The sequence below is a fragment of the Amycolatopsis sp. NPDC051045 genome, from assembly GCF_040682955.1.
GTDB lineage: Bacteria > Actinomycetota > Actinomycetes > Mycobacteriales > Pseudonocardiaceae > Amycolatopsis.
Window position 1 is genome coordinate 609,255 of the sequence record NZ_JBFBCC010000002.1, and the last position, 25,029, is coordinate 634,283.

Annotated in this window: 26 protein-coding genes; 12 read left to right on the forward strand and 14 right to left on the reverse strand. The window is 72.1% G+C overall.

Going from position 1 to position 25,029, the window contains the following annotated elements; translation table 11 throughout:
- Positions 1–165: 165 nt before the first annotated feature.
- Positions 166–1,413, reverse strand: a complete 1,248-nt coding sequence (locus AB0M80_RS07065; RefSeq protein ID WP_364560035.1) for a polysaccharide biosynthesis protein — start codon at positions 1,411–1,413, stop codon at positions 166–168.
- A gap of 70 nt (positions 1,414–1,483) precedes the next feature.
- Here AB0M80_RS07065 and AB0M80_RS07070 point away from each other — a divergent pair, with 70 nt between their 5' ends.
- A complete protein-coding gene (locus AB0M80_RS07070; RefSeq protein WP_364560036.1) occupies positions 1,484–3,166 on the forward strand; it encodes a hypothetical protein in 1,683 nt (560 codons plus the stop codon).
- Between the two features lie 3 nt (positions 3,167–3,169).
- On the forward strand, positions 3,170–3,352 hold the full coding sequence (locus tag AB0M80_RS07075) for a hypothetical protein (RefSeq protein ID WP_364560038.1): 183 nt from the start codon (positions 3,170–3,172) through the stop codon (positions 3,350–3,352).
- Positions 3,353–4,271: 919 nt separating this feature from the next.
- Here the strand turns inward: AB0M80_RS07075 and AB0M80_RS07080 are convergent.
- Positions 4,272–5,549, reverse strand: a complete 1,278-nt coding sequence (locus AB0M80_RS07080; RefSeq protein WP_364560375.1) for a glycosyltransferase family 4 protein — start codon at positions 5,547–5,549, stop codon at positions 4,272–4,274.
- 160 nt (positions 5,550–5,709) lie between these two features.
- On the opposite strand from AB0M80_RS07080, the gene AB0M80_RS07085 reads away from it, so the two are divergent.
- On the forward strand, positions 5,710–6,423 hold the full coding sequence (locus AB0M80_RS07085) for a class I SAM-dependent methyltransferase (RefSeq protein ID WP_364560041.1): 714 nt from the start codon (positions 5,710–5,712) through the stop codon (positions 6,421–6,423).
- Positions 6,424–6,535: 112 nt separating this feature from the next.
- Here the strand turns inward: AB0M80_RS07085 and AB0M80_RS07090 are convergent, their stop codons facing one another.
- A complete protein-coding gene (locus AB0M80_RS07090; protein ID WP_364560042.1) occupies positions 6,536–7,603 on the reverse strand; it encodes a DUF3068 domain-containing protein in 1,068 nt (355 codons plus the stop codon).
- Positions 7,604–7,856: 253 nt separating this feature from the next.
- On the opposite strand from AB0M80_RS07090, the gene AB0M80_RS07095 reads away from it, so the two are divergent.
- Positions 7,857–8,372 (forward strand): hypothetical protein, encoded by a 516-nt coding sequence (locus tag AB0M80_RS07095; RefSeq protein WP_364560044.1) that lies wholly within the window; start codon positions 7,857–7,859, stop codon positions 8,370–8,372.
- 46 nt (positions 8,373–8,418) lie between these two features.
- Here the strand turns inward: AB0M80_RS07095 and AB0M80_RS07100 are convergent, their stop codons facing one another.
- Positions 8,419–8,832, reverse strand: a complete 414-nt coding sequence (locus AB0M80_RS07100; RefSeq protein WP_364560378.1) for a RidA family protein — start codon at positions 8,830–8,832, stop codon at positions 8,419–8,421.
- Between the two features lie 92 nt (positions 8,833–8,924).
- Between AB0M80_RS07100 and AB0M80_RS07105 the strand changes: the two genes are divergently transcribed.
- The gene (locus AB0M80_RS07105; protein WP_364560046.1) at positions 8,925–9,413 is read left to right on the forward strand and encodes a MarR family transcriptional regulator; all 489 of its coding nucleotides are present in this window, start codon (positions 8,925–8,927) and stop codon (positions 9,411–9,413) included.
- On the opposite strand, the gene AB0M80_RS07110 is transcribed toward AB0M80_RS07105, so the two are convergent.
- From AB0M80_RS07110 to AB0M80_RS07130, 5 genes are all read right to left on the reverse strand, one after another.
- Positions 9,410–9,622: a helix-turn-helix transcriptional regulator gene (locus AB0M80_RS07110; RefSeq protein ID WP_360281008.1), complete on the reverse strand. Its 213-nt coding sequence runs from the start codon at positions 9,620–9,622 to the stop codon at positions 9,410–9,412. The two genes, AB0M80_RS07105 and AB0M80_RS07110, sit on opposite strands and share 4 nt — an antisense overlap.
- A complete protein-coding gene (locus AB0M80_RS07115; protein ID WP_364560049.1) occupies positions 9,622–10,101 on the reverse strand; it encodes a DUF2975 domain-containing protein in 480 nt (159 codons plus the stop codon). Before AB0M80_RS07115 ends, AB0M80_RS07110 begins: the two co-directional genes overlap by 1 nt.
- Before the next feature lie 56 nt (positions 10,102–10,157).
- Positions 10,158–11,336, reverse strand: a complete 1,179-nt coding sequence (locus AB0M80_RS07120) for a helix-turn-helix domain-containing protein (protein WP_364560051.1) — start codon at positions 11,334–11,336, stop codon at positions 10,158–10,160.
- A 94-nt stretch (positions 11,337–11,430) separates the two neighbouring features.
- Positions 11,431–12,060 (reverse strand): class I SAM-dependent methyltransferase, encoded by a 630-nt coding sequence (locus tag AB0M80_RS07125; RefSeq protein WP_364560054.1) that lies wholly within the window; start codon positions 12,058–12,060, stop codon positions 11,431–11,433.
- 99 nt (positions 12,061–12,159) lie between these two features.
- Positions 12,160–12,693, reverse strand: coding sequence for a GNAT family N-acetyltransferase (locus tag AB0M80_RS07130; protein ID WP_364560056.1), 534 nt, complete (start codon positions 12,691–12,693; stop codon positions 12,160–12,162).
- Positions 12,694–12,778: 85 nt separating this feature from the next.
- On the opposite strand from AB0M80_RS07130, the gene AB0M80_RS07135 reads away from it, so the two are divergent.
- Together AB0M80_RS07135 and AB0M80_RS07140 are read left to right on the forward strand one after the other, a co-directional pair.
- Positions 12,779–13,369 carry a YdeI/OmpD-associated family protein gene (locus AB0M80_RS07135; RefSeq protein WP_364560059.1) on the forward strand — a complete coding sequence of 197 codons (591 nt, stop codon included), beginning with the start codon at positions 12,779–12,781 and terminating at the stop codon, positions 13,367–13,369.
- 170 nt (positions 13,370–13,539) lie between these two features.
- Entirely contained in the window at positions 13,540–14,892 is a 1,353-nt protein-coding gene (locus AB0M80_RS07140; protein ID WP_364560381.1) for a pyridoxal-dependent decarboxylase, read from the forward strand.
- Here the strand turns inward: AB0M80_RS07140 and AB0M80_RS07145 are convergent.
- Positions 14,886–15,278, reverse strand: a complete 393-nt coding sequence (locus AB0M80_RS07145; RefSeq protein WP_364560062.1) for a hypothetical protein — start codon at positions 15,276–15,278, stop codon at positions 14,886–14,888. The genes AB0M80_RS07140 and AB0M80_RS07145 overlap by 7 nt on opposite strands.
- Positions 15,279–15,432: 154 nt before the next feature.
- On the opposite strand from AB0M80_RS07145, the gene AB0M80_RS07150 reads away from it, so the two are divergent.
- Positions 15,433–16,626 (forward strand): glycoside hydrolase family 18 protein, encoded by a 1,194-nt coding sequence (locus tag AB0M80_RS07150; protein ID WP_364560065.1) that lies wholly within the window; start codon positions 15,433–15,435, stop codon positions 16,624–16,626.
- A 61-nt stretch (positions 16,627–16,687) separates the two neighbouring features.
- Here the strand turns inward: AB0M80_RS07150 and AB0M80_RS07155 are convergent, their stop codons facing one another.
- On the reverse strand, positions 16,688–17,854 hold the full coding sequence (locus AB0M80_RS07155; RefSeq protein WP_364560068.1) for an MFS transporter: 1,167 nt from the start codon (positions 17,852–17,854) through the stop codon (positions 16,688–16,690).
- A gap of 64 nt (positions 17,855–17,918) precedes the next feature.
- Between AB0M80_RS07155 and AB0M80_RS07160 the strand changes: the two genes are divergently transcribed.
- A complete protein-coding gene (locus tag AB0M80_RS07160) occupies positions 17,919–18,299 on the forward strand; it encodes a MerR family transcriptional regulator (RefSeq protein WP_364560070.1) in 381 nt (126 codons plus the stop codon).
- On the opposite strand, the gene AB0M80_RS07165 is transcribed toward AB0M80_RS07160, so the two are convergent.
- Together AB0M80_RS07165 and AB0M80_RS07170 are read right to left on the reverse strand one after the other, a co-directional pair.
- Positions 18,288–21,047 carry a BTAD domain-containing putative transcriptional regulator gene (locus tag AB0M80_RS07165; RefSeq protein ID WP_364560072.1) on the reverse strand — a complete coding sequence of 920 codons (2,760 nt, stop codon included), beginning with the start codon at positions 21,045–21,047 and terminating at the stop codon, positions 18,288–18,290. The two genes, AB0M80_RS07160 and AB0M80_RS07165, sit on opposite strands and share 12 nt — an antisense overlap.
- Positions 21,048–21,324: 277 nt before the next feature.
- Positions 21,325–21,750 (reverse strand): DUF5709 domain-containing protein, encoded by a 426-nt coding sequence (locus tag AB0M80_RS07170; protein ID WP_364560075.1) that lies wholly within the window; start codon positions 21,748–21,750, stop codon positions 21,325–21,327.
- A 99-nt stretch (positions 21,751–21,849) separates the two neighbouring features.
- Between AB0M80_RS07170 and AB0M80_RS07175 the strand changes: the two genes are divergently transcribed.
- Positions 21,850–22,674, forward strand: a complete 825-nt coding sequence (locus AB0M80_RS07175; RefSeq protein WP_364560078.1) for a cyclase family protein — start codon at positions 21,850–21,852, stop codon at positions 22,672–22,674.
- A 223-nt stretch (positions 22,675–22,897) separates the two neighbouring features.
- On the opposite strand, the gene AB0M80_RS07180 is transcribed toward AB0M80_RS07175, so the two are convergent.
- Positions 22,898–23,398, reverse strand: coding sequence for a DUF1772 domain-containing protein (locus AB0M80_RS07180; RefSeq protein ID WP_364560081.1), 501 nt, complete (start codon positions 23,396–23,398; stop codon positions 22,898–22,900).
- A 143-nt stretch (positions 23,399–23,541) separates the two neighbouring features.
- On the opposite strand from AB0M80_RS07180, the gene AB0M80_RS07185 reads away from it, so the two are divergent.
- Positions 23,542–23,907, forward strand: coding sequence for a MarR family transcriptional regulator (locus tag AB0M80_RS07185; protein ID WP_364560084.1), 366 nt, complete (start codon positions 23,542–23,544; stop codon positions 23,905–23,907).
- Positions 23,908–24,051: 144 nt separating this feature from the next.
- Positions 24,052–25,014 carry a DJ-1/PfpI family protein gene (locus AB0M80_RS07190; protein WP_364560087.1) on the forward strand — a complete coding sequence of 321 codons (963 nt, stop codon included), beginning with the start codon at positions 24,052–24,054 and terminating at the stop codon, positions 25,012–25,014.
- The last annotated feature ends 15 nt before the right edge of the window (positions 25,015–25,029 follow it).

Consider the following 25,029-nt stretch of genomic DNA (forward strand, 5'->3'; position numbering starts at 1 on the left):
CTCGCGTGGATCAGACCCGTATCTCGCGTGGATCAGACCCGTATCTCGCGTGACCAGGCCCGTATCTCGCGTGACCAGGCCCGTATCTCGCGTGACCAGGCCCGTATCTCGCGAGTTACGGCCTTAATCACGCGAGTTACGGCCTCAATCACGTGAGATCCGGGTTCAATCACGTGGGATCCGGGGCTGGTCACGTGGGGTTCGGGTTGGGTTACGTGGGTGGTGGGGGCGGAGTTCCAGGAGTGCGCCCGCCACCGCGAGCCCGCCCGCGCAGCAGGCCGCCGCCGTGACGACCTGGGTGGCCGAGCCGTGGAGCCACGTCGTGATCAGCAACGCCTCCACGCCGACCGCCGACCACATCAGGACCGTCACGCGGCGGTCGCCGTCGGCCAGGCGCGCGTACAGCAGGATCTGGACCAACGCCAGCATCGACCCCGCCAGCGCGAACGGCCACACCGGCAGCGTGCTCCCGGCGTACCGCGCGCCGCCGATCACCGTGAGCAACGAAGGGCCCAGCACCAGGGAAACCAGCAGCACCACGGCGTCGAGGCAGGCGCACACCGCCAGCGCCACCGGCAGGACGCGGCGGCGGCGATCGGAGACGGCGAACCGGGGGAGCACCAGCACCCCGACCGCCTGCGGCAGCCAGTACGCGATCTTCGTGACGATCGAGCCCAGCGCGTATTCCCCCGCCGAACCGGCCGGCAGCGTGTGCCTCGCCAGGACCAGGTCCAGGTTCACCAGCAGCACCAGCGCCAGCATCGCCTGCGCGGTGTGGAGCACCTCGCCGCCGTGGCGGTCGGCCCAGCGGGGACGCGGGCGGCCGCAGATCTGCCAGCCCGCCGCGACCACCACCAGCGAACCGAGCGCGGCCCCGGCCAGCGCCCCGGTGGGCGTCCCCGAGACCACCAGCCCCACCAGCGATCCGCCGACCTTGCCGGCCCCCTCCAGCGCGATCAGCCCGGCCAGCGTCGCGAACCGGTGGCTGCCCTGCAGGAGACCGTGGAACAGCCCCAGCAGCGTCAACGGCCCCAGCGCGGCCGTCACCAGCAGGGCCGGCGCCAGCGAACCCAGGTGCAGCAGGAGCACCAGCAGCGGGCTGAGCGTCAACGCCGCCGTCGCGACGATCGCGCTCGTCATCAGGCCCAGAGCGAACAGCGATCCGGTGTGCGGCGCGGGCGAGCGGGCCACCCGCAGGGCCACCACCGTCTGCAGGCCCATCGCCGGGACGACGCCGATCACCAGCACCGCCAGCAGCGAGCTCAGTTCCCCGAACGCGCCGGGCGCGAGGAGCCGCGCGGCCGCCAGGCTCAGCACGTAACTGGCCGCGTTGTTGCCCGCGAGCGCGAGCGAGACGAGGATCGCCGCGACCCGGTTGCCGGTCCGGGCCGGGACTTCGGTGTCTACGCTCAACGACGGGCTCCCATTACCGGCGGGTAATGACCAGGCACCCTAACCGCGCGGGCCAGGGAAAGGAAGGGCAGTGGACGCACCGGTCAGGCGGCTCGCGCTCCCCGTCCTGTCCGCGGGACTGGCGTTCGCCGTCTGCGCGCCCTTGCTCGGCCGCGGGTTCGTCCTGAGCTACGACATGGTGTTCGCGCCACGCCAGTACTTCGTGCCGGACGCCTTCGGGCTCGGCAGCACGCTGCCGCGGTCGGTCCCCGCCGACGCCGCCGTCGCGCTCGCCACGACCGTGCTGCCGGGTGACCTCGTCCAGAAGATGGTCCTGCTGCTGGCCATCTTCTTCGCCGCCTTCGGTGCGGGACGGCTCGTCCCGACCGAGCAGCTGGGCACCCGGCTCGTCGCCGCGACGGCTTACGCCTGGACGCCGTACGTCGCGGAGCGGCTGTTCATCGGGCACTGGCCGCTGCTGCTGACCTACGCGTGCCTGCCCTGGATCGTCAAAGCCGGGCTCGCCGCGCGGACGCACGAACCGAATTCCCTGCCGAAGCTGGTGATCGCCGCCGCACCGGCCGTCCTGACCCCGCCGGGTGGTGTCCTCGCGGCCGCCGTGCTGGTCGTGGCCACCGGTTCCCGCCGGCTCTGGCAGACGATTCCGCTCGCCATCGTGCTCAACCTGCCCTGGCTGGTGCCGACGTTCCTCAACGCCGGCGGCACCTTCTCCGACCCCGGCGGTGTCATGGCGTTCAGCGCCCGCGCCGAAAGCTGGGGCCCCGCCGTGCTCAGCGTGCTGGGGCTGGGCGGCATCTGGAACGCCGAAACGGTGCCCGGCAGCCGGGCCGTGCCGCTGGTCCCGGTGCTGACCCTCGTCGTCGTCGCCCTCGCGGTCGCCGGGTTCCGGCCGCTCACGAGGAGGTGGGGCAAGGCGCCGGCCCGGTCGTTGTGCCTCCTCGGCGTCCTGGGCGTGTTCCTGGCGTCGCTGGCGACGTTGCCGGGCGGCGAGGCACTGCTCACCGCCGCCACGCGGTACGTGCCCGGCGCCGGACTGCTGCGCGACGCCCAGAAGTGGGTGGCGTGGTGGGCCTTGCCGCTCGCACTGGGTTTCGCGCTGGCCGTCGAAGCCGCCGCGGCGAGACTGAAGACCGCGCGGGGACGCATCGCCCTGGCGACGGCGGCGGCCGTCTTCCCGCTGCTCACCATGCCCGACCTGGCGTGGGGCGGCTGGGGACGGCTCGGCACCGCGCAGTACCCGGCCGACTGGCAGGCCGTGTCCGAAAAGCTCGGTGACCGGCCCGGCGACGTGCTGGCGTTGCCGCTCTCGGCGTTCCGCGGGTTCGCGTGGAACGACGGCCGCACCCAGCTCGACCCGGCGCCGCGCGCGCTGCCGAAACCCGTGCTGATGGACGACACCCTGCAGGTCGGCGCCGAGCGCATCGCCGGTGAGGACCCGAGGATCGGGGACGTCCGGGCCGCGACGTCCGCGCGCGAGCTCACCGCGGCCGGCATCGGCTGGATCCTCGTCGAACACGGGACACCCGGCTACGTCGACCCGCGGTTGCTCGCCGGGACCACGCAGGTGTGGTCGGGTGAATGGCTGACGCTGTACCGGACACCGGGTGTGCCCGCGGTGAAAGCGATCTCGTGGACGCCCGCCTTGCTGGCGAACGGAGTAGCGCTCACGTTGCTGTGCGTCGCACTGTTGTGCCGCATGTTACCGATGCGTACATTGGGCCGCGGCAGGAGTTCCCCGCCGCGGAAGGAGTGACACGTGGGCACGGTCATCGGCGCAGTCGTCGCCGTCATCATCGGCGGCGGGGTGGCGACCGGAGCGGGTTACGCCCTCATCAAGGGGGCCGACCCGGACACCTCCGCCCCGGTGCAGCAGAAGCTCAACGCGCAGGTCAAGTACAACCCTGCCGACCACCCGCTCAAGCTCTACGGGGACCGCTGACGCGGTGACCCGGCTCGCCTCCGACCACGCCCACCGCGTCGTCGGGCTCTACGGCGACCCCACCGTTTCCTGGAGCATCCTCCTCGAAGCGGAACTCGGCGCGGCCGCGCCGGAACCGGAGGAGCTCCGGGCGCGGCTGGCGGCCGCGAGCCGGCAGTACCCGCACCTCGGCGCGGTGCCCGAAATCGTGCGCACCACTCCGGCGGAACTGCCTGCTGTCCGCGACCACTTCGCTTCCGCGCCTTACGAGCGCGCCGCACCGCTGGTCCGCGTGGCCGTCTGCGCCGGCGGGCCCACCTTGCTCGTCGCCGCGCACCACGGCGCCCTCGACGGCCTCGGCCTGCTGTCCCTGCTCGGCATCCTCCTCGACGTCCCGGTTTCCTCGGGTGCGGCCGGGATCGGCGACCGCGCGGGCGGCAAACCCTTTGCCCTTTCGGCGGTCCAGCGGCTCGCCGAGGCGCTTTTCGCGCCACCGGGCCGGATCACCCCCGACCGCGAGCGGGAGGCCGCGGGAGACGTCTTCGTGGCGCACCACGAGCCGCGGCTGCGGCTGGGGGCCGCGGGGTTCGTCGCGGCCGCCGCCCGCGCCACCGAACGCTGGAACCGCGCGCACGGCGCCCGCACCGCCCGGGTCGTGGCGGCCCTGGGCGCGTCGCGGAGGCCCGGCACCGCACCGGAACCGGTGCACGACAGCGCGTTCTTCCGGCTGCGGCTCGGCCACGCCGCAGACGTCGCCACCGTGCTGGCCGCCCAGCCGCCGGAACCGGATTTTCCCGCGCGCAGCAGCCGGCTCGCCCGGCTGGGCACCCGGCTGCTGGCGAGCAGGCTCGGCTCGACGTTCCTGGTGTCCAACCTCGGCCTGGTGTCCACCGGGGACACCGTGCGGTCGCTGGCGTTCTACCCGGCCGCGAGCGGGCGGTCAGGCGTGGCGTTCGGCGCGGCGACCACCGGCGGCACCACCACCGTGACCGTGCGCGCCCGCCGCAAGGACTTCGACGCCCTCGCCGCCGCCCGGCTGCTGGCCGGGTTCCGGGACGCGGTACGGGACCAGGCGGTGTCCGAGCGGCCGGTGTCCGACCAGGCGGTGTCCGAGCAGGAGGCGCGGGCGGGGCGCGGACCGGCCGGAGACGTCCCGCACGAGTGATTCGAACTGCCCGGCACTCGAGTCCCAGCTGTACTTCCCGGCCCGCTCCGCGCCCGCCAGGCCCATCTCCGCACGCCGCAGCCCGTCGGCGAGCAGGCCGTCGACCCGGGCGGTGAAATCGTCGAAGTCGTCGGCGAGCAGGCCGGTGCGGCCGTCCACGATGGACTCGGTGACGCCGCCGGCGGCGCGGTAGGCGACCGAAGGCACCCCGTGCGCCGCGGCTTCCATGATGACGATGCCCCAACCCTCCTTGACCGACGGGCACAGGTGCAGCCACGACCGCGCGAGGATCTCGTGCTTGGCCTGCTCATCGACCCAGCCGTGCAGGACGACCCGGTCCGCGACCCCGCGCGAAGCCGCGTGGGCGCGCAGCACCTCGTCCCACGGCCCCTGACCGACGACTTCCAGCCGCAGGGACGGCCAGCGCCGCGCGAGCCGCGCGACGACGTCGATGGCGTGCTCGATCCGCTTGTGCGGCACCAGCCTGCTCACCGCGACGAGCATGGGCTCAGCGTCCCGTTCGGACGTGCACGGCGGGGGCGCGTCGAGACCGTTCGGGACCACCGTGACGCGCTCGCGTTCGATGCCCAGCTCCGCCAGTTCCGCCTTCGTGACCTCGGAAACCGTGACGTAGCGGCACCCGCGGAACAGCCACGGCGCGAGCCGCGACTCGATCCACCAGCCGACCCGGCCCAGCGTCTCGCCGAGCGCGCTGATCCACTGTTCCTTGTGGACGTGGTGCACGAGCACCAGCACCGGGCAGCCGGCGACCAGCCGGGCGAAGAACGGCATGCCGTTCTGCACGTCCACCACCAGGTCGGCGCGGGCCCGGCGGATCGCGCGCAACGCGTGCGCGTAGACGCCGAACTTGTTGCCCCGCCGCCGGTAGCGGACACCGTCGCGCCACTCGCCCGCGGTCGCGCCCGGGTAGGCGGCGCACTGGATCTCGACCCGGTACCCCGCTGCGGCCAGGCCTTCGGCCATGCGCTCGACGTACCGCTCCGAGCCGCCGCCTTCGGGGTGGCCGGTGTCCCGCCAGTTGACGAGGAGCACACGAGGACGTTCCATCGGGTTATCCAACCTGTAGCGACGGTGCTAGGTTACTGGTGCGTACACAGTAGATGAACGTATTCGGGAAAGCGACGGTTCAATGGTAGGCAATCCGGTTTCCGTCGCGACGGCCCAGCCGCATCGCGCCACGCTCCGCCGGTCCGTGTCCCTGTTCCGGACGTTCCTCACCGAACAGACGGACCCGGACGGCTTCTATTCCGCGCTCGCCGCCGACTCCGTCCGGCAATTGGCGGCGCACACTCCGCTGTCCGGGCGCACGGTGCTCGACGTCGGCGGCGGCCCTGGCTATTTTTCCGACGCGTTCCGCGCGGCCGGCGCGGTCTACCTCGGCGTGGACCCGGACGTCGGCGAGCTGTCCGCGCGCGGTGAGCCGGGGGAGAACATGATCCGCGCCAGCGGCACGGAACTGCCGGTGCGCAGCGGATCCGTGGACGTCTGCTACTCGTCGAACGTGCTGGAGCACGTCAGTGAGCCGTGGGTCATGCTCGACGAGATGTGCCGGGTGACCAAGCCCGGCGGCACGGTCTTCGCGTCGTTCACGCCGTGGTATTCGCCGTGGGGCGGCCACGAGACCGCGCCGTGGCATTTCCTCGGCGGTCACTACGCCCGGAAGCGCTATGCGATGAAAACGGGGAAGCAGCCGAAGAACAAATTCGGGGAAAGCCTCTTCCCGGTTTCGGTCGGCGCCGCGCTTCGCTGGGCGAAGGCGACGCCGCTCGCCGACCTGGTGGCCGGTTACCCGCGGTACCACCCGAGCTGGGCGATGTGGATCGTGCGGGTTCCCGGCCTGCGGGAAATAGCGTCCTGGAATCTGGTTCTGGTACTGCGGAAGCGGTACTGTGCCGATCGTTACTGATCCGACCACAGCCACGGCCGAATGTCTTCGTGGCAACGGTTACGTGCCGCGCGGGGGTCGGCCTACTGTTGGTCGGATCAGTAACAACCGAGGCGGAACCCACCGGAAAGGCTCAGCGTCCGGCTCCGACCGGTTCCCGTCGCCGGCGCGGCGGGGGCGGCGGTGCGGCCGGGCGGCGCCGGACCAGCAGGTAGACCGCGACGAGGATCAGCACCCCGCCGCCGATGCCGAGCCAGAGCGGGCCGGTGCTCGACAGGAACTCCAGCTTCCCCTTGTTCGCGTCGACCTGGTCGACCATCTGCGCGATCGTCTTGCCGTTGTAGGCCAGCGTCCCGTCGAACACGACGGTCGGGGCGCCGGTGCCGGTGCGCAGTTCCTGGTGCTGCTGTTGCTGCTGCTTCACCTCGACCCCGGTGACCGGCTCCACCCACATGGTGTTGACCCCGCGGTAGAACAGCTCGGCGTCGACGCTGGCCCCGGCGGCGCCGACGAGCGAGCCGGGCACCGACTTCGTGTCGATCTTCGTGTCGGGGATGTTCTGGACGAACTTGTAGGTCTCGATCCCGTTCACCGTCTCGGTGCCGGTGAACCGGGCGGTGACGGCCTTGCCGGTGTTGTCGTCGTAGACCTGGTAGTCCTTCTGCTCGGTGCCGAAGGGGAACTTGAAGTTCAGGCCGGGCTGGGCCTTGTAGTCGTTCTCCTCGGGCGGCTTCTGGCCGTCCTGGTCGGCCTTGTCCTTGAGCTTGGTGACGTAGCTGCTTTCGCGGGTGCACTTCGGGTCGGCATCGCCGCGCGGGTCGTAGCCCTCGGAGGTGTGCCGGTCGAAGCAGACCTGCCGCTTGCTGGCGCTGAGCACGGTGCCGTCGGCGTCGTCCTTGACCTGCACCGCGAGCAGCCAGACCGCGTAGTCGGTGTCCTGGTGCATCTCGGGCCGGGCGAAGTTCGCCTGCACGCGGCCGGTCGCGGTCAGTTTCGCGTTCTCACGGATCTCGGTGACCGGGCCGGCGCCCTTGTCGGTCACGGCGAGGACCTTGCTCGCGGTGCCTTCCAGCACCGACGTCGAGTCCTGGTCGAGCGGCACCTTGGCGAGCTTCGGGTAGACGTAGGTCGGCAGCAGTACCGCTCCGGCGACCGCGAAAACCCCCAGCGCCAGCAAGATCAGGCCGAAAGCTCGTCGCAACGGTCCTCCTGGGTCGTACTACGGACACGCAAATTACCCGGCGGTAATCAGGTGCCCGGATAGTGGCCCGCGCCACGTCGCGCGTCAAAGTGTGACCGGCGGTCACAGACACCGTGTGCGACCGGAAGGCGGCATGGACACCCCCGTTCGGACCAAGCGACCAAAGATGTTTGTTCCCGGGCACAACGGGCAGGGGCCCACCATCGGACGATCCGCCCTCCGCCGCGCCGGACCGCAAAGGAGAAAGCCCCTTTTGTCGCAGGACCCTTCGAAGGTCGCCATCGCGGCGACCGCGCGTTGGCGCGCCCGGATCGTGGCGGCCGCCGCGAGTGCGGGGATCAGCCTCACCGACCCCTTGGCGGGTGTGCCCGGCATCCGGGTGCTGACCTGCGCCGCGGGCGACCTCGCGGCGATCGTGCCGCACCTCGCCCGCGACGCCGAGCCGCCCCGCCCGGCGATCGGCGCCCACTCGGACTCGATCGCCGACCGCGAGCTGCGGGACGCGGTGGCGGACGTCGCCGCCCTGCTTTCCCTGTACGGCAACGTGGTGCTCGACCTCGACGCGGGCGGCCGCCGCCGACGACCGGTGCGCCCGGACGTCGTCGTCTCGGCCGGAGTGGACCGTCCCCAGTGGACGGAACCGGCGGTGGTGCTCCCGGTCGGGCGGCACCGGCGGGGAGGCCCCCTCACGGTGGCGCTGACCGCGGGGCCGGGTTTCGAGGGCACGCTGCTGGAGCTGGCCCGCCTGGTCGAGGCCGACGCGGCTTAGCTCACGCCCCCTCGTGCGCCGGGGAACCATCCGAGGGTGGTGCGGCTCAGCCTTGGCCGGTGACCGCCGTCGCCCTGATCTCGACGCGCATGCCCGGGGCACCCAGTGCGGCCACGCCGATCTGGGTCCAGATGGGCGCGCGGTCGCCCATGCGCTTGCGGAGCTGTTCCACCATGACCCGCGTGTGGTCGTCGCCGATGGTGTCGTCCGCGGTGGGGACGTGGAACGAATCGAGGGCGACGACGTCGGCCCAGGTGGCGCCGGCGGTGGCCAGCGTGCGCTCGACGTTGTCGAACGCCTGGACGATCTCGTCTTCCAGGTGCTCGGGGAAGACGGTGTCATCGTCCCAGCCGCCCTGGCCCGAGATTTCGACGCGGTCGCCGATCCGGACCGCCTGGCTGTAGTGGAGGGCGGCGAGGTGCCGCGGGCCGTAGCCGGGGGTGACGAAGAACTCGGGCATGAGGATCCCTTCGATTGACTTCACGCTTGAAGTCAACCTAACACGGTTTTACTTCAAGCGTGAAGTTATAGAGCGCTGGGTAGGGTTCCGGCATGGCCAAAACCGAGCACGGCGGCGAAGGCGCGGACCAGCCGCGCTGGCTCAGCGCGGCCGAAAAGGAAGCCTGGACCGGGCTGGTCTCGCTCATCCTGCTGCTCCCGGGACGGCTGGAGGCGCCGTTGCAGCACGAAGCGGGCCTGACGCTCTTCGAATACCTCACGCTGAGCCACGTCTCGGAGGCGCCGGAGCGCCGCTTGCGGATGAGCGAGCTGGCTTACCTCGCGAACGGATCGCTCTCGCGGCTGTCCAACGTGGTAAAGCGGTTCGAGCAGCGCGGCTGGGTGCGGCGCTCGCCCGACCCCGAGGACGGCCGGTACACCCTCGTCGCCCTCACCGAAGCCGGTTTCGAGAAGGTCGTCGAGGCCGCGCCCACGCACGTGCGCAGCGTCGTGGGCGTGCTCGACCCGCTCACCGCCGCCGATCAGCAGGCGCTCGCCCGCATCGCCGCCAAGCTGCGCGTGCGGCCCGCCGACCTGGGCTAACGCTCGTCGTCCACCCATTCGAGCAGGTCGCCGGGCTGGCATTCGAGCACCCGGCACATGGCTTCCAGCGTGCTGAAGCGCACCGCCTTGGCCCGGCCGTTCTTCAGCACGGCGACGTTGGCCGGCGTGAGCCCGACCTTCTCGGCGAACTCCCCGACGCTCATCTTGCGCTTAGCCAGTTCGACGTCGATGCGCACGACGATCGGCATCAGATGACCGCTTCCAGGTCGGACCGGAGCGTGGTGGCCTGCCGCAGTAGGGCGCGCATGACCACCATCAGCAGCCCGATCACGGTGATGCCGACGGTCACCAGGAACAGCAGCATCGGCATCCCGGGGTCGTCCGCGTTGAAGCCGACGAACAGCAGCATGCCGCCGAGCACCAGCCACGCGGCGGCCACGGCCCAGACGATCGCGTCGACCCACTTCAGGGACGCGGGGGTGAAGATCCGGTCCTTCTTGACCAGGGTCAGCAGCTTCCAGGTCGCGACGACCACCACCTGGACGCACAGCACCAGGAACACCGCGATGGCGGTCAACGGCCAGCGCAGCGGCGCGTCGTGCGGGTTCTGTTGTACGTGGTAGGCGATCCCGCCCGGCAGCGACAGCGTCTGGAACACGACGAGGACGCCGAACAGCACCACGAGGAACACTCTGAGCGCGGGCACGGCCCACTTCTCGGTAACCATGCGTCGACTATCGCGGGGTATCTATCGAAAGTCAATCGGTAGTGATCGAAATGCGATCAGTCCGGCCCCGGATCCAGGCGCACCGACTCCAGGGCGACGTACAGCTCGCCGATGTCCACCGGGTCGGTGAGGTCGCGCTTGGTCAGCTCCTGCACGCGCCGCAGCCGGTAGCGGACCGTGTTGGGGTGCACGAACAACCGGTCCGCGGCTTCCTTCGCCGAGCCGTGGCCGGCGAACCACGCCAGCAGCGTGTCGAGCAGGACCTTGCGTTCCGCACCCGGCAGGGCGAGCACGCCGGCCAGCGCGGACCGCACGACGTCGCGGGCCATCCCGGGCGCGGCGGCGACCAGCGTCGTCACCGGCGAATCGCCGAACACCACCACGCCCGCGGTCGCCGACGGCAGCGAGCGGCGGGCGATCCGGGCCCGGTGCAGGGCGTCCGGGACGTCGGGGAACCCGCTGAACGGCTTGCTCATCCCGGCCGCGACGGGCAGCGAACCCAGCACTTCGCGCAGCCGCCGGACGTCCTCGATCCGGTCGATCGCGACCAGGCCCGCCTCGCCGCCGGGCCGCCACGCCGACCGCCAGCGCCGCGCCCGCAGGAGCGCCTCGACGGAGTCCTGCTCGTCGGGCTCGACGCGTTCGGTGACCACGGCGACGAACATGCCGGCGGTCGGCAGGCCCAGCTCGCGCGCGGCGGACTCCATGTCCGCCTGGCTCGTGAGCCGGCCGCGCAGCAGGTCGTCCAGCAGCCGCGCGTTCGCGTGCGACGGCTCGGCCGCGACCTCTTCGTACGCCGCGGCCAGCGCCTCCGAGTAGTAGTCGATCGCCTTCCAGACGTAGGAGTTGATCTCGATCGTCCGGGTCGGGTTGAGGAACTCCGGGCCGGCGAGCTCCAGCAGGGCTTCGTAGATGAAGGTGCCGCCGATCCGGAACGCCCGCAGCACGGCGGGCAGCGGAATGCCCCGGCGCGCCTGGACGAGCCCGGTCTTGCGGGCGGCGTCGAGTGCGAGGCCACGGCCTTCGGCCAGTGCGGTGAGCGCGCGCTCGAGGTTGGCGCGGCAGACCTGCCGCAGTTCGCCGGGTGAGACGGCTTCGATCTGCCGGTAGAACTCGTCCTGTTCGCCGAGCAACCGGGCGAGGCGATCGGCGAACTCGGGCAGTCTGGCCAGCATCTCGCGCACCAGCTCACGGTGTTCGCGCGAGACCGGCTTGGCGGGAGCTTCGATGCCCATCCCTCACTTTAGCTCGGGTCCGCCGCCCGGACATGCACGAAGTTGAGTAAAATTCATGTCCGTCGGATGATCGATTTCGTACGGTCTCGCCGGCTCAGACCGGCTTGCGCGCGGTCAGGTAGACGTGCGGCTCGGCTGCGGCGCCCGGGTGGTCGGGCACGAACTCCGCCTCGTCCTCGCGGACGATTTCGAGGCCGGCGGCCCGCAGCCGCTCCTTGAGCGCGCCGGCGGCGAAGCTGCTCGCGCGGACGGAGTGACCCATGAAGACGATGTCGACCCCGTCGACGTCGGCGGGCACGGTGGCGAAGAGCAGCAGACCGCCGGGTTTCAGCCACGCCGCGAGGCGCCCGATCAGGGTTTCCTGCTCGGCCCGGGGCAACTGCAGCATCGAGAAGAACGCCGTGATCGCGTCCCACATGCCGTCCGCGAAGGACAGTTCGCGCATGTCCCGGAGTTCGAACCGGGCGGCGGGCACCTGGCTCCGGGCGATCTCGACCATCTTCGGGGCGACGTCGTAGCCGGTCACGTCGTGGCCGGCCGCGGCCAGGAGTTCGGCGGTCGGCCGTCCGGTGCCGGCGCCGAGGTCGAGCACCTTCGCCTGCGGAGGCAGGGCGGCCAGGAGATCGGTGATCGCGGCCCGCTGCGCGGTCGCGGTGCGGAAGGCGTGTTCGTAGTCCGTGCCGAGCGCGTCGAACACCTCGGCGGCGGATTCGGGGCGGGTCATGAGGCGGACCTTGCCAGAAACCCGGGTCCGGCGGCAGGGCTTGCGGGCTCGCCGGTCGTGCCGGGCACCGCGGAATCCGCGTTGTGCTGCCGGAGCCGGTCAGCCGATGAGGTCGGTCTGCCGGATCCGGTAGACCTGGAGCCGCAGGTTGTAGTACTTGTCCGTCTCGCCGACCCAGTTCATGCCGAGCCGCTTGGCCACCGCGATCGCCCGGGTGTTGTTCGGCCGCGCGACGGCGAACAGCTCCTCGGTGTCCTGCGTGAACGCCCACTCGATCAGCGCGGTCGCCGCCTCCGACGCGTAGCCATGGCCCCACGCCTTGGGGCTGACCTGCCAGCTCAGCTCGAGGTCCTCTTCGAACGGCGGCAGCAGCCGGATGCCGAGGCCGCCGATCACCGCGCCGTCCTCCTTGCGCTCGACGGCCCAGCGGCCGCGCGGCGGCGGCAGGTTCGGCTGTGCCTCCTGCCAGGCCTGCAGCACCGCGCGCATCGCGTCGATGTCACCCACGCGGTTCATGGCCGGGGTCAGCCAGTGCGTGACGTCCTCCGCGCCGTAGATGGCGAACGCGGCTTCGGCGTCGTCCACCGTCCAGTCCCGGATCACGAGGCGGTCGGTGCTCAACGGGGTCTCCATACCAGGACGCTACGCCGGGAGGTCGTCGATTGTTCCCGTCCGAAAGTGCTCAGAAGATGAACACTTAACCCCCGATGATGAGGGCATGGACAACATCGAAGGTGTCGCGGTGCTGGAGGTCACGTCGGCCGGAGGCTGGCGCGCGTGGCTGGCGGCGTCGGGCCGGACGGAGACGTCGGTGTGGCTGGTGATCCGGCGCAAGGGGAGTCCGGAACCCGGGGTGGGGATCCACGAGGCGATGGAGCAGGCGCTGTGCTTCGGGTGGATCGACAGCAAGGCGCTGCGCCGTGACGCCGGGAGCACGTATCTGTGCTTCACGCCGCGGAAGGCGGCGAGCACGTGGAGCCGGGTGAACCGCGAACGGGTGGCGCGGCTGACCTCGGCCGGGTTGATGGCGCCGTCGGGCCGGGCGATGGTGGAGCTCGCCCGGCGGACCGGGACCTGGGACGTGCTTTCCGAGGCTCAGGACGGTGTGGTGCCGCCCGACCTGGGGCATGCCTTCGAGGCGGATGTGGTGGCCCGGCGGCATTTCGAGGGCTTTCCGCCCTCGTCGCGGCGGTTGATCCTGGAATGGATCGCGAAGGCCAAGCGGCCGGAGACCCGGCAGCGCCGCATTGCGACGACCGTCGAGCTGGCGCGGGAGAACCGGCGGGCCGCCCACCCGAAGGCGGCTTAGCGGGCAGGTGGAATGCAAGATGTGAGATCTAACATTTCAGTGTTCGGCTGCGGGTGCCGAGGCGCCGAGCGGCCGAGCTGCGGGCCGCCGAGCGCCGGGCCGCCGAGCTGCGGGGCCCGAATTCCGCCGCTCGATCACCGAACCCGGCCTAGAGTCGGCCCGTGGACGAGATGCACGCACTCTTGGCCCGCGCCGCCTACCTCGCCGCGGAGCACCGCGCCGGTCTGGCGGACCGGCCCGTCGCCGGTGCCGTCGATCCCGTCGCGCTGCGGGCCGGCTTCGGTGGCCCGCTCCCGAAGGACCCGAGCCCGCCGTCCGAAGTGCTCGAACACCTCGCCCGCGCCGCCGAACCGGGGCTGGTCGCCACCGCCGGGCCGCGGTTCTTCGGCTTCGTCGTCGGCGGCGCGCTGCCGGCCGCCACTGCCGCTGATGTTCTTGCCGCCGGCTGGGACCAGAACGGCTTCAACGCCGTCCTTTCGCCGGCCGCGGCGGCCGCCGAAGACGTCGCCGGCGCCTGGCTGAAGGAGCTGCTCGGCCTTCCGGCGGGCGCGTCCACCGGGTTCGTCACCGGCGGGCAGGCGGCGAACACCGCCGGGCTCGCCGCGGCCCGGCACCACGTGCTCGCCGAAGCGGGCTGGGACGCCGAACGCGACGGGCTCACCGGCGCCCCGCGCGTCCGCGTCGTCGCGAGCGATGAGCGGCACGCGACGATCGACCGGGCGCTGCGCCTGCTGGGCTTCGGCACCCGCGCCGTCGAGCCGGTGGCCGCCGGCCCGCAAGGCGCGATCGACGTCGAAGACCTCGCGCGGGTGTGCGCTGCGGGGACCGGGCCGTTGATCGTCTGCCTGCAGGCGGGGAACGTGAACACCGGCGCGTGCGACGACCTGCGTGCCGGGTGCGAGCTCGCGCACCGCCACGGTGGCTGGGTGCACGTCGACGGCGCCTTCGGGCTGTGGGCCGCGGCCAACCCGGCCACGGCCGCGCTGCTCGACGGCGTCGAGCTGGCGGACTCCTGGGCCTGCGACGGGCACAAGTGGCTGAACGTGCCGTACGACTCGGGGTTCGTCTTCTGCGCGCGCCCGGACGTCCACGCCGCGGCGATCGCCTACCGGGCGGCCTACCTCACCGGCGCCGGGGAGGTGTCCGGCATGGGCGACCTGACCTTGGAGTCCTCGCGCCGCGCCCGCGGCTTCGCGGTCTGGGCGGCGTTGCGCGAACTGGGCCGCGACGGCGTCGCCGAGCTCGTCGACCGCTGCTGCCGGCTGGCGCGCCGCTTCGCGCTGGCCCTTGCCGAAGGTGGCGCCGAGATCGCCAACGACGTCGTCCTCAACCAGGTCCTGGTCTCCTTCGGCGACGACACCGACGCGATCATCCGGAAGGTCCAGGACGACGGCACGTGCTGGCTCGGCGGCACGACCTGGCGCGGCCGCCGGTACCTGCGGATCTCGGTGTCCAACTGGTCGACGACGGAGGCCGACGTCGACCGCTCCGCCGCGGCGATCCTCCGCCTGGCCGGTCAGTGACCCTCGCGCACCGAAAGCGCATCCGTCCGCCAGGCGATCTCCTTCTCCGCGCCGGTCGGCCAGCTCGACGAGAGCCGCCGCCGGACGCTGCCCAGCGCGCCCAGCTCGGCGAGGTCGATCCGGGAGCCCTGCGCGGCCAACGTGGTCACCTCGGCGGTGGTGAGCGGGACGAAGTCGAAGTACTGCGCGTCCTCGCCGCCGTTCCGGTCGACGAACTCGGTGAAGATCGCGGCGAACGACTGGCCGCACGCCGGGCACCGGCGCAGCGAGACGCTGAAGTGCGACCGCTCGACCAGACGATGGGTCTTGGTCAGCCGGGTCGTGCAGAACGCCAGCGCGGTCAGGGCGTCTTCGCCGGAGCAGCGGGCGCAGCCGAACTCGGTCATCGGCCGATCATCGCACGCCGTGAATCCGGACCCGGCTGCCGGGCCATCGGGAAACCCGTTGACCCCACCGTTTTGCTCTGGTCCGCAGTGGTCTGGACCTGTTAGCCTCTGTTTGCCCGGCCGGCTCGCCGAAGGGAAGAATCCCGTGCTCCGCATGAGAAAAGGCCTTGCCGTCGCCGCGCTCGCGCTGGCCGGTGCCTCCGTCGTCGCGCCACCCGCGGACGCCGGACAGGCCCCGGGCAAGGTGATGGCCTACTTCGCCGACTGGGACGTCTACGCCCGCGGCTACCACGTCAAGGACATCGAGACGTCCGGGTCGGCCGCGAAGCTGACCCACCTCAACTACGCGTTCGGCAACGTGACGGGCGGCGGGTGCGCGGTCGGTGACCCGTGGGCCGACCACGACATGCCCTACGACGCCGCCACGAGCGTCAGCGGCCACGCCGACAGCGCCGGGCCCGGGGCGCTGCACGGCAGCTTCAACCAGCTCCTCGAACTCAAGAAGCTGCACCCGAAGCTCAAGGTGCTCTGGTCCTTCGGCGGCTGGACCTGGTCGGCCGGGTTCACCGAGGCGGCGAAGAACCCGGCCGCGTTCGCCGAATCCTGCTACGACCTGGTCAACGATCCGCGCTGGGCGGGCGTCTTCGACGGCATCGACGTCGACTGGGAATACCCGAACGCCTGCGGCAACACCTGCGACACCAGCGGGCCGAAGGCGTTCACCGCGCTGGTCAAGGCGCTGCGGGCGAAATTCGGGCACCAGCTGGTGACCGCCGCGATCACCGCGGACGGCTCGGAGGGCGGCAAGATCGACGCCACCGAGTACGGCGCCGCGAGCCGGTACCTCGACTGGTACAACGTGATGACCTACGACTACTTCGTCGCCGGTGCGAGCCCGAACGGGCCGACCGCGCCGCACTCGCCGCTGCGCGCCTACCCGGGCCTCCCGACCGCCGGCTACTACGCCGACGCGGCCATCCAAAAGCTGCGCCACCAGGGGGTGCCGTCGTCGAAGATGTTGCTGGGCCTCGGGTTCTACGGCCGTGGCTGGGACGGCGTGACGCAGAAGCAACCGGGCGGCACGGCCACCGGCCCGGCGCCCGGCACCTACGAAGCGGGCGTCGAGGACTACAAGGTCCTCAAGACCAAGTGCCCCGCCAACGGCCGGATCGCGGGCACGGCCTACGCGAAGTGCGGCTCGCAGTGGTGGAGCTACGACACGCCCGAGACGGCGTCGGCCAAGGCCGGTTACGCGAAGTCGCAGGGGCTCGGCGGCGTGTTCGCCTGGGAGCTGTCCGGCGACACCGCGAACGCGGAGCTCCTGCGGGCCATCGCGGGCCGCTGCTGAAAAACCGAGCTGGAGGGCCCGGGCGTGAGCGCGTCCGGGCCCTTCGTCCACTCAGGACGGTTCAGGACCGCGCCGGGAATCCGTGCCGCCGCGCGCCGAGCACCACGGCGAGCACCGGCAGCAGCAGCACGAGCAGTGTCCAGGGGAAGGACGCCGGCCCGGCGGCGTCGAGCAGGACGCCGCCGGCGACCCCGCCCGCGGCCATCGCGGCGTTCCACAGCGTGACGAGCATGGCCTGCGCGTTGTCCGCCGCGTCGCCGCCGGCGTTCCCGGCCGCCGTCTGGAGCAGCGTCGGGACGCCGCCCCAGCCGAGCCCCCACAGCGCCACGGCGACGTAGACCAGCACCGGGCTGCCCGCGAAGACCGCCAGCAGCGCCGCGGCCACCGCGACCAGGATCGTGCTGAGCACCATCAGCGTCCGCAGCGCGCGGTCGATCCGGGCGCCGACGACCCCGATGCCGGCCATCGACGCGATGCCGAACACGAGCAGGACGACGTCCACCGCGCCGCCCATCCCGGCGTGGCCGAGGAAGGCGGCGACGTAGGTGTAGAGCACGGTGTGCGCCAGCACGAAGACGAGCGTCACGGCCAGCACGGGCCCGACTCCGGGGACGGTCAGCGTCCGCAGGACCGGCGTCTTGCCGCCGGCCTGTCCGGGCCGGCCGGGAACCGCCGCGGCGATCCACGCGAGCAGCACGACGGCGATGGCCGACATGACGCCGAACGCCGAGCGCCAGCCGAGCAGGCCGCCGAGGAACGTCCCGGCCGGGATGCCCAGCGACAGGGCCAGCGGGATGCCGGCCATCACGATCGCGATGGCCTTGCCCTGCAGGTGCGCGGGCGCCAGCCGCCGCGCGTAGCCCGCCAGCAGGGCCCAGACGACGCCCGCGGCCACCCCGGCGACGAACCGGGCGGCCATGGTGAGCACGTAGTCGGCGGACAGGGCGGTGACGGTGTTGGCGACGGCGAACCCGGCGACTCCGGTCAGCAGCAAGCGTTTGCGGCGCCAGGCCGCGGTGGCCGCGGCGAGCGGGATCGCGGTGAGCGCGGTGCCGAGCGCGTAGACCGTCACGGCCTGGCCGGCCGCGGATTCGCCGACGCCGAGGCCGGCGCTCATCCCGGGCAGCACGCCGGCGGGCAGCGCCTCGGTGAGCACGGTGACGAACGCGGCGGTGGTCAGGGCGAGCAGGGCGGTCAGGGGAAGAGCGCGGGTGCGGAGGTTCGTCATGCCGCTATGCTCGAACCCTCACATTGATGTGAAGGTCCACTCGGCAGAACGTGAGGTGGCGCACATGCGGATCGGCGAGCTCGCGGAGCGCACGGGCACGTCCCGCCGGCTGCTCCGGTACTACGAGGAGCAGGGCCTGATCGTCGCCGACCGCGGCCCGAACGGCTACCGCGACTACGACGAGCCGTCGGTCGACCGGGTGATCCAGGTCCGCGGCCTGCTCGACGCCGGGCTGCCGACCCGGATCATCAAACAGATCCTCCCGTGCCTCGACAAGCCGCGGACGATCTACTTCCCCGACGCGACCCCGGAGATGATCGCGACCCTGGAGGCGGAGCGCGACCGGATGACCCGCCGGGCGGAATGCCTGCTGCGCAACCGGGACGCGATCGCGGAGTACCTGGACGCGGTCCGCGAGTACGACGGCGTGAGGTCAGGGTCGTGAACGATCGTCCAGTGCGAGCAGGCACGCTTCGAGCTCCTTGCTGTGCGAGTCCTCGGTGCTCGACCGGTAGAAGTCCAGCGCCTCGTGGAGCACCCGGCGAGCGTCGTCCGGCCGGCCGGCGGCCCGGTAGCAGTCGCCGAGTGCGACGAGGAAGAACGCCCTTCGCCGGATGTTCCCGATTTCGCGCAGCACTCCGGTGCACCGCTCCAGGCAGTCGATGGCCGTGGTCCACTCGCCGTCGCGCAGCGCCACGAACCCCAGGTTGCCGATGGCGTGCGCTTCACCGGCGATGTCGTGGTACTCCGCGGCCACGGCGGCCGCGCGGCCCAGCCACTTGCGGGCGCCCGGCCGGTCGTCCCACTGGAAGTGGCAGAACCCGATCATGTCGAGCGTCTTGACGTAGAGCCGCGGGTCGTCGGCCGGTTCGACCAGAGCGAGGATGCGTTCGCACTGATCGCGCTCGGCCTGGTAGTCCTCGGCGTGGTACTCCCACGCGCCGGCGAGCACGTAGTGCAGGTGCGCCTGCTGTACCCGGTCTCCGCACTCCTCGGCCAGCGCCAGCGCCTTGGGCAGGCTTTCGAGCGCGGCCTCGGCCCGGCCGGCGAAGATGCTGGCGCTGGCGAAGATCCGGTGCGCCAGCAGCTGGGCCGGTACGTCCCCGAGGTCTTCGGCCGCGGCGAGGGCGCGCCGGGCGGCGGTTTCGCGCTCCGCCAGCAGGCCTTGGCGGGCCCGGAACTCGTTCAGCAGCCAGGCCAGCTGCCAGACCTCGGCCAGCCACCCGCGGGCCGTCGCCAGTTCGCTGGTCGCGGCCAGACAGGCGCTTTCCTCGGTGAACCACCGCAGCGCCTCGACGTGGCCGCTGAACAGCAGCGGTTCGACGCCGGTCCGGGGCGGTGTGATCCGGATCGGTGTCTCGAACGGCTCGAGCGCGCGGTTGCCGTGCCAGGACGTCTGGAGGTAGAAGTCCGTCACCCGCCGCAGGGCGTCCTCGCGAGCGCTTTCCGGCTGCGTCCGCTCGGCTTCTTCGCACGCGTAGAGCCGGACCAGGTCGTGCATCCGGTACCGGCCCTCGGCCGTTCGAGTCACCAGGTGCGCGTTCTCCAGTGCCCGCAGCACCTTCCGGGTCGCGGCGAGCGGGACGCCGGCCAGCGCCGCCGCGGCGGGCAGGCCGATGTCCGGTCCGGGCGCCAGGGCCAGCAGGCCGAACAACGCCGAAGCGTCGTTCGCGAGGTGGCGCAGGGACCACGAAAACACCGTGCGCAGGCTCAGCCCGGCCTCGCCGGTGTCGAGCCCGTCCAGCCGGGCGGCGTGGTCCCGCAGCTCCTCGGCCAGCAGCCGCAGCGGCAGTTCGGGCGAGGTGACCGCGCGGGCCGCGACGATCCCCAGCGCCAGGGGGAGCCCGGCGCAGAGCCGGACCAGCTCGTCGACGGTGGCGGCCTCGGCGGTGAGCCGGTCGCGGCCGAGGTGCCGCTCGAGCAGCTCCCGGGCTTCCCGGGCGGACAGGACGTCCAGGGAGATCGGCCGCGCCCCGTGCGCCGCGACGAGCCCGCCGAGCCGGTGACGGCTGGTCACGAGCACCCGGCAGGTCGGGCTGCCGGGCAGGAGCGGGGCGACCTGGTCCGTGCCGGCGGCGTTGTCGAGCACGACCAGCATGCGCTTTCCGGCGAGCAGGCTGCGGTAGAGCGCGAGCTGCGCGTCGGGCTCCGGCGGCACGGCGGAGCCGTCCACGCCGAGCGCGTGCAGGAACCCCCGCACCGCCACGGAAACCGGCATCGGCTCGGCGGCCGGGTCGAAGCCGCGCAGGTTGACGTACAGCTGCCCGTCGGGGAACGCGGCGAGCTTGCCGGCCGCCCAGTGCAACGCCAGCGACGTCTTCCCGATCCCGCCCGCACCGCCGATGGCCGAGATCACCACCGGGCCCGCCGCTTCCCCGGCCCGGTCGAGCGCCGCCAGCAGCTCGGCCCGGCCCACGAAGGACGCCGGCGCCGCCGGCAGCTGCTGCGGCACCGGCCTCGCCGCGGTGGTTGTCCGACCCGGATCGCCGTGCAGGATCCGCTCGTGCACCCGCCGGAGTGCCGCACCGGGATCGGCGCCGAGCTCCTCGGCGAGCAGGCGGCGCATCCGGTCGTACTCCCGCAGGGCGGCACCCTGCCGGCCGGCACGGGACAGCGCGAGCATCAGCTGGCCGCGGAGCCGTTCGTCGAGCGGGTGGGCTTCGGCCAGCGCGGTCAGCTCGGGGATCAGCTCGCCGGCCCGGTCGCCGCGAAGCCTGATGTCGGCCAGGTCGAGCTGCGCGGCCAAGCGCCGGTTTTCGAGTGCTTCGCGCAGACTGGCGAACCACGGCGTGTCGAGGCCGGCGAACGGCTCGCCGTCCCACAGGCCGAGTGCCCGGCCCAGGAGGCCGGCTTTCTCGTCGTCGCCGGTGGCCGCGGCCTCGTCGAGGAGCCGCTGGAAGACGTGGAGGTCGACGGCTTCGGCGTCCGCCGTCAGCAGGTAACCGCCCGACCGCTGGGTGACCGTCGCTTCGCCGAGCGCCGTCCGCAGCCGGGAAACGTAGCTGTACAGGGCATTGCGCGGATTGACCGGCAGCTGCTCGCCCCAGATCCGCTCGGCGAGGACGTCCGCGGGCACGACCTTGTTCAGGTCCGTCAGCAGCGCGGCGAGCAATCCCCGCAGGCGCGGGCGGCGGATTTCCACCGGACGGCCGCCGACGTGGACTTCGAGCTCGCCCAGCAGCCTGAACCGCACCGGCCGTCCGCCCCTCTGTCTCCCCGTGTCCGTCCGGCCGCCCACTGTAATTGATGGCCGGAAAGGATCGGGAAAGTTCCGCGCAAGGCCGATCCGGCACGGTGGGTTTCAGTCGCCGGTGCCGCCACGAATCGTCGAGGGGGCGGTTCGTGGCCCGGTGCCGCGACCGCGGGCCGGATCGTCTTCCCCTGCCGTGGCCGCCGCCCCGGGCGGCCCTTGGCGATCCGGTGGTGGCGGGGCGGTCCGGTTCCCTCGAACGCCGGCCCGTTCCGTCACCTCACCAGCGGCGGGAAGGGTCGATCACGTGGACGGCCGCTTCCTCCGCCGAAGCCGCCCCGCCGTCGATGCCGGCGTCCGACGCGTACAGCTCTTCGTCGGCGTCTTCGCCGGAGCCTTCGCCCGAAGCGACCAGACGGCCCGCGCGGGCGTCGCCGACCTCGTCGTCGCGCAGCTCGCCGTCGGTGTCTTCGCTGTCGCCCAGTCCGTCGTCATCGGCGTCGTCGGCCAGGTCGGGGACCTCGCGGGCGAGCCGGCCCGCCCAGCTCTCGCCCTCCGCCGTCTCGTGCGCGGTGGTGCCCCAGCCTTCGGTCGCCTGCGCCCGTTCCGGCGGGGAATACCCTTCCGCCAGCTCGTCTCGGTCGTCCAAGGTGTCCTCGGGGTCGAGGATGCCGTTGTCGGCGTTGTCTTCGATGTCGTCGTCCATGGCCACCATCTTCGTGCAACTCCTTGGCGGCAGCGAGCCCGGGTGATATGACCGTGCGAGCCGCCACGTGGCGGTGCTGCCGGTGAAAGGTGATCCCGCATGCCGATGAGACGCAGGGCGCTCGCCGCGGGGCTGGCCGGGGTGTTCGGCGCCGCGCTGTCCGGGCGGACGGCGCAGGCCGCACCGGTGGCCCCGCCGGTGCGGCTCGACCAGCTGGAGCTGGTCAACCTGTCGCACGTCAACGACCCCGCCACGACCAACGTCTTCCCCGGCGACCCGGCCTTCGAGCTGGAAACCATCGCCACCATCCCCGACGACGGCTACTACCTGCAATTCGTCCGCGAAGGCGAGCACACCGGAACGCACTGGGGCGCGCCCGGGCACTTCAACACCGGGGAGCCGCTCGCCGACGACATGGAGCCGGCGGACCTGTTCCGGCCCGCGGTGAAGATCGACGTGCGGGCGAAGGCCGCGGCGAACCCGGACTACGCCGTCACCGTCGACGACCTCAAGGCGTGGGAGAAGCGCCACGGCCGGATCCCGGCCGAGTCCGTCGTCGTGCTGTGGACCGGCTGGGACGCCAAGTGGGGCACCCCCGCCTACCCGAACACCGACGCGAACGGCGTGCTGCACCAGCCGGGGTTCTCCATCCCCGCCGTGCGGTGGCTGATCGACACCGGACGGCTGGGCCGCCGCGGCGGCACCGGCACCGACACGTTCAGCCCCGACGTCGGCACCGACGAGACCTACACGGTGTCCAAACTGGTGTACCGGCGGCACCGGATCAGCCTGGAGATCCTGGCGAACCTCGAGGCGCTGCCCACGACCGGCGCCTGGGTGCTCGCCGGCGGCCCGATCAACCGCAACGGCGCGGGCTCGACCGCGACGATCTTCGGCGTGCTGCCACCCGGCGCCCACGGCTGACGCTGTCGGCAGCCGGGGCCTCGGCGTGAGGGTTTCGGGGCGCTGGCGGGGTAGGCGAGATGGGGACGCAGGTTCCGAAACCCTCGGCGGACCTGGGGTGAGCCGCCGGCTGGTCGGGGTTTCTCCCGGGGGCGTGTCTGCCACGGCACCGCCGCTCGACGCTGCTGGATCTCGCCGGGAGTACCCGCCCACCTGACTGCCGTTGCGGTCCGAAGCCGGCTCCTCACGACGCCAGGACTCCTTCTGCGTGTCGGTCGCCACGTCCGGCCTCCATGGCGCGGGCGACGAGTGTGATGATGAGGAGGAACGCGACGAGCGCGGCCAGGCTTCGGATGACGTTGAACATCTCCCACCGGTCGAGGATCGTGCGGTAGTCCGGCGGTGGCGTGGTGGCGGCCCACACCTTGATCTGGCCGTTGATGGGCACGTTGCCGAACCGGGTGACCAGAAAGGACGCGACGGCGAGCAGGCCGGCTACGCCCGCGAGGTACCGCGCCGTGCCGCGGGACAGCACGGCCAGCGCGGCCGTGCTGAGGATGGCGAGGGCCATGGTGGTTTGCATCACCGGGCCGTTCATGCGCATGAGTGTCGTGTGGAAGGTCAGGCGCACGTCGAGTGGTACCGCGTTGAACGTGGTCTGGACGTTGACGGCGCCGTAGCCGAACGCGCCCGCGAGCACGCCGGTGGACAGCAGGGCGAGTCCGGTGACGACGCGGACCGGCATGGTGGTTCTCCTTGCTTTCATGACTGCTTTCATGGCTGAGCGGCCGCGAGTCGCGTTGCTCGGCCGCGGGGCGGTCTCGGGGCGAGGACGGTGTGGATGCCGGCCTGCTGTTGCGCCAGTCGCACCGGCGAGCCGCAGCCGCTTTGAACGACGCTCTCGCCCCGCTGAACCTGACCAGCAAGCACTTCGGCGTACTCCTGCTCCTCGACCGCGACGGCGTCTCGACGCAGCGGGACCTGATTCGCGAAACCGGCAGCGACAAGGCCGGCATGGTCCGCACCGTCGAGGACCTGGAAAACGTCGGCTACCTGAACAGGACTCGGTCCACGACGGACAAACGCGTCTCCGAGCTGACCCTCACCGCGGCCGGCCGGGCCGCGTTCGAAACCGCGACGAGGGCCGGCGGCGCCGCCGGCCGGGAGTTGTTCGAACCGTTCACGGAGGCTGAGCTCGAGGTGCTCGAGGACCTGCTGACTCGATTCGTCGACGCAGGACGCAGCCAGGTGTGACCGTGTTGCGCGGCCCGGAGCCGGGCACCGGAACGAGGCTCGAGACCGGTGACGCCGGGCTGCGCGGTTGGTCTTCGACGCTCTCGGCGCACTCCTGCTGGGTAGGGTTCCGTTGTGGCAGAAGACAAGGGAGCCGTTCGGCGAGTGGTGATCGTGGCATACGACGGTGTGCAGGTACTCGACGTCGCGTGTCCGAGCGGCGCCCTGGAGATCGCCAATTCCCACGGCGCCACACCTCCCTACGGGATCGAGCTGGCGACGGTTTCGGGGGAAGCCGCGCGCAGCTCGTCGGGGATCGTGCTGGCCGGGGCGCGGCGGCTGGCCGCGGTGACCGGGCGGATCGACACGACGCTGGTCGTCGGCGGGGCCGGAACGGCCGAGGCGGCCGTGAACGACCGGTTGCTGGCGCAGGTGCGCCGGCTCGCCCGGCGCAGCCGGCGGATCGCCTCGGTGTGCACGGGCACGTTCGTGCTGGCCGCGGCCGGGCTGCTCGACGAGCGGCGGGTCACCACGCACTGGGGGTACGCGGCGCTGCTGGCCGCGAAATTCCCCGCGGTGACGGTGGACGCGGCCCCGCTCTACATCCGGGACGGCGACGTCTACACCTCGGCCGGCGTGACCAGCGCCCTGGACCTCACGCTGGCGCTGATCGAGGACGACCACGGCCCGACCCTGGCCCGCGAGGTCGCCCGCGAGCTGGTGACCTACCTGCACCGCCCAGCCGACCAGGCCCAGATCAGCGTGTTCCTGTCCGCCCCGCCGCCCACCAACCGGCTGGTGCGCGACCTGCTCGGCCACATCGCCGCGCACCTGGCCGAGGACCTCAGCCCGCCGGCGCTGGCGCAACGGGCCGGGATCACCACCCGCCATCTGAACCGGCTGTTCGCCACCCATCTGGGCCGGACCCCGGCCCGCGCGGTGCGGGCCGCGCGGACCGAGGCTGCCGCGCACCTCGCACGGAGCAGCGACCTACCGCTGGCCGCGGTCGCGCGCCGCTGCGGGTTCACCTCGGCGTCGACGTTGCGGGAGGCGTTCCTCGACCACTACGGCCTCAGCGGGGACACGATTCGCCGGATGCCGGACATGCCGGTCCCGTCCGGCACGTGAACCGCCCACACTTCC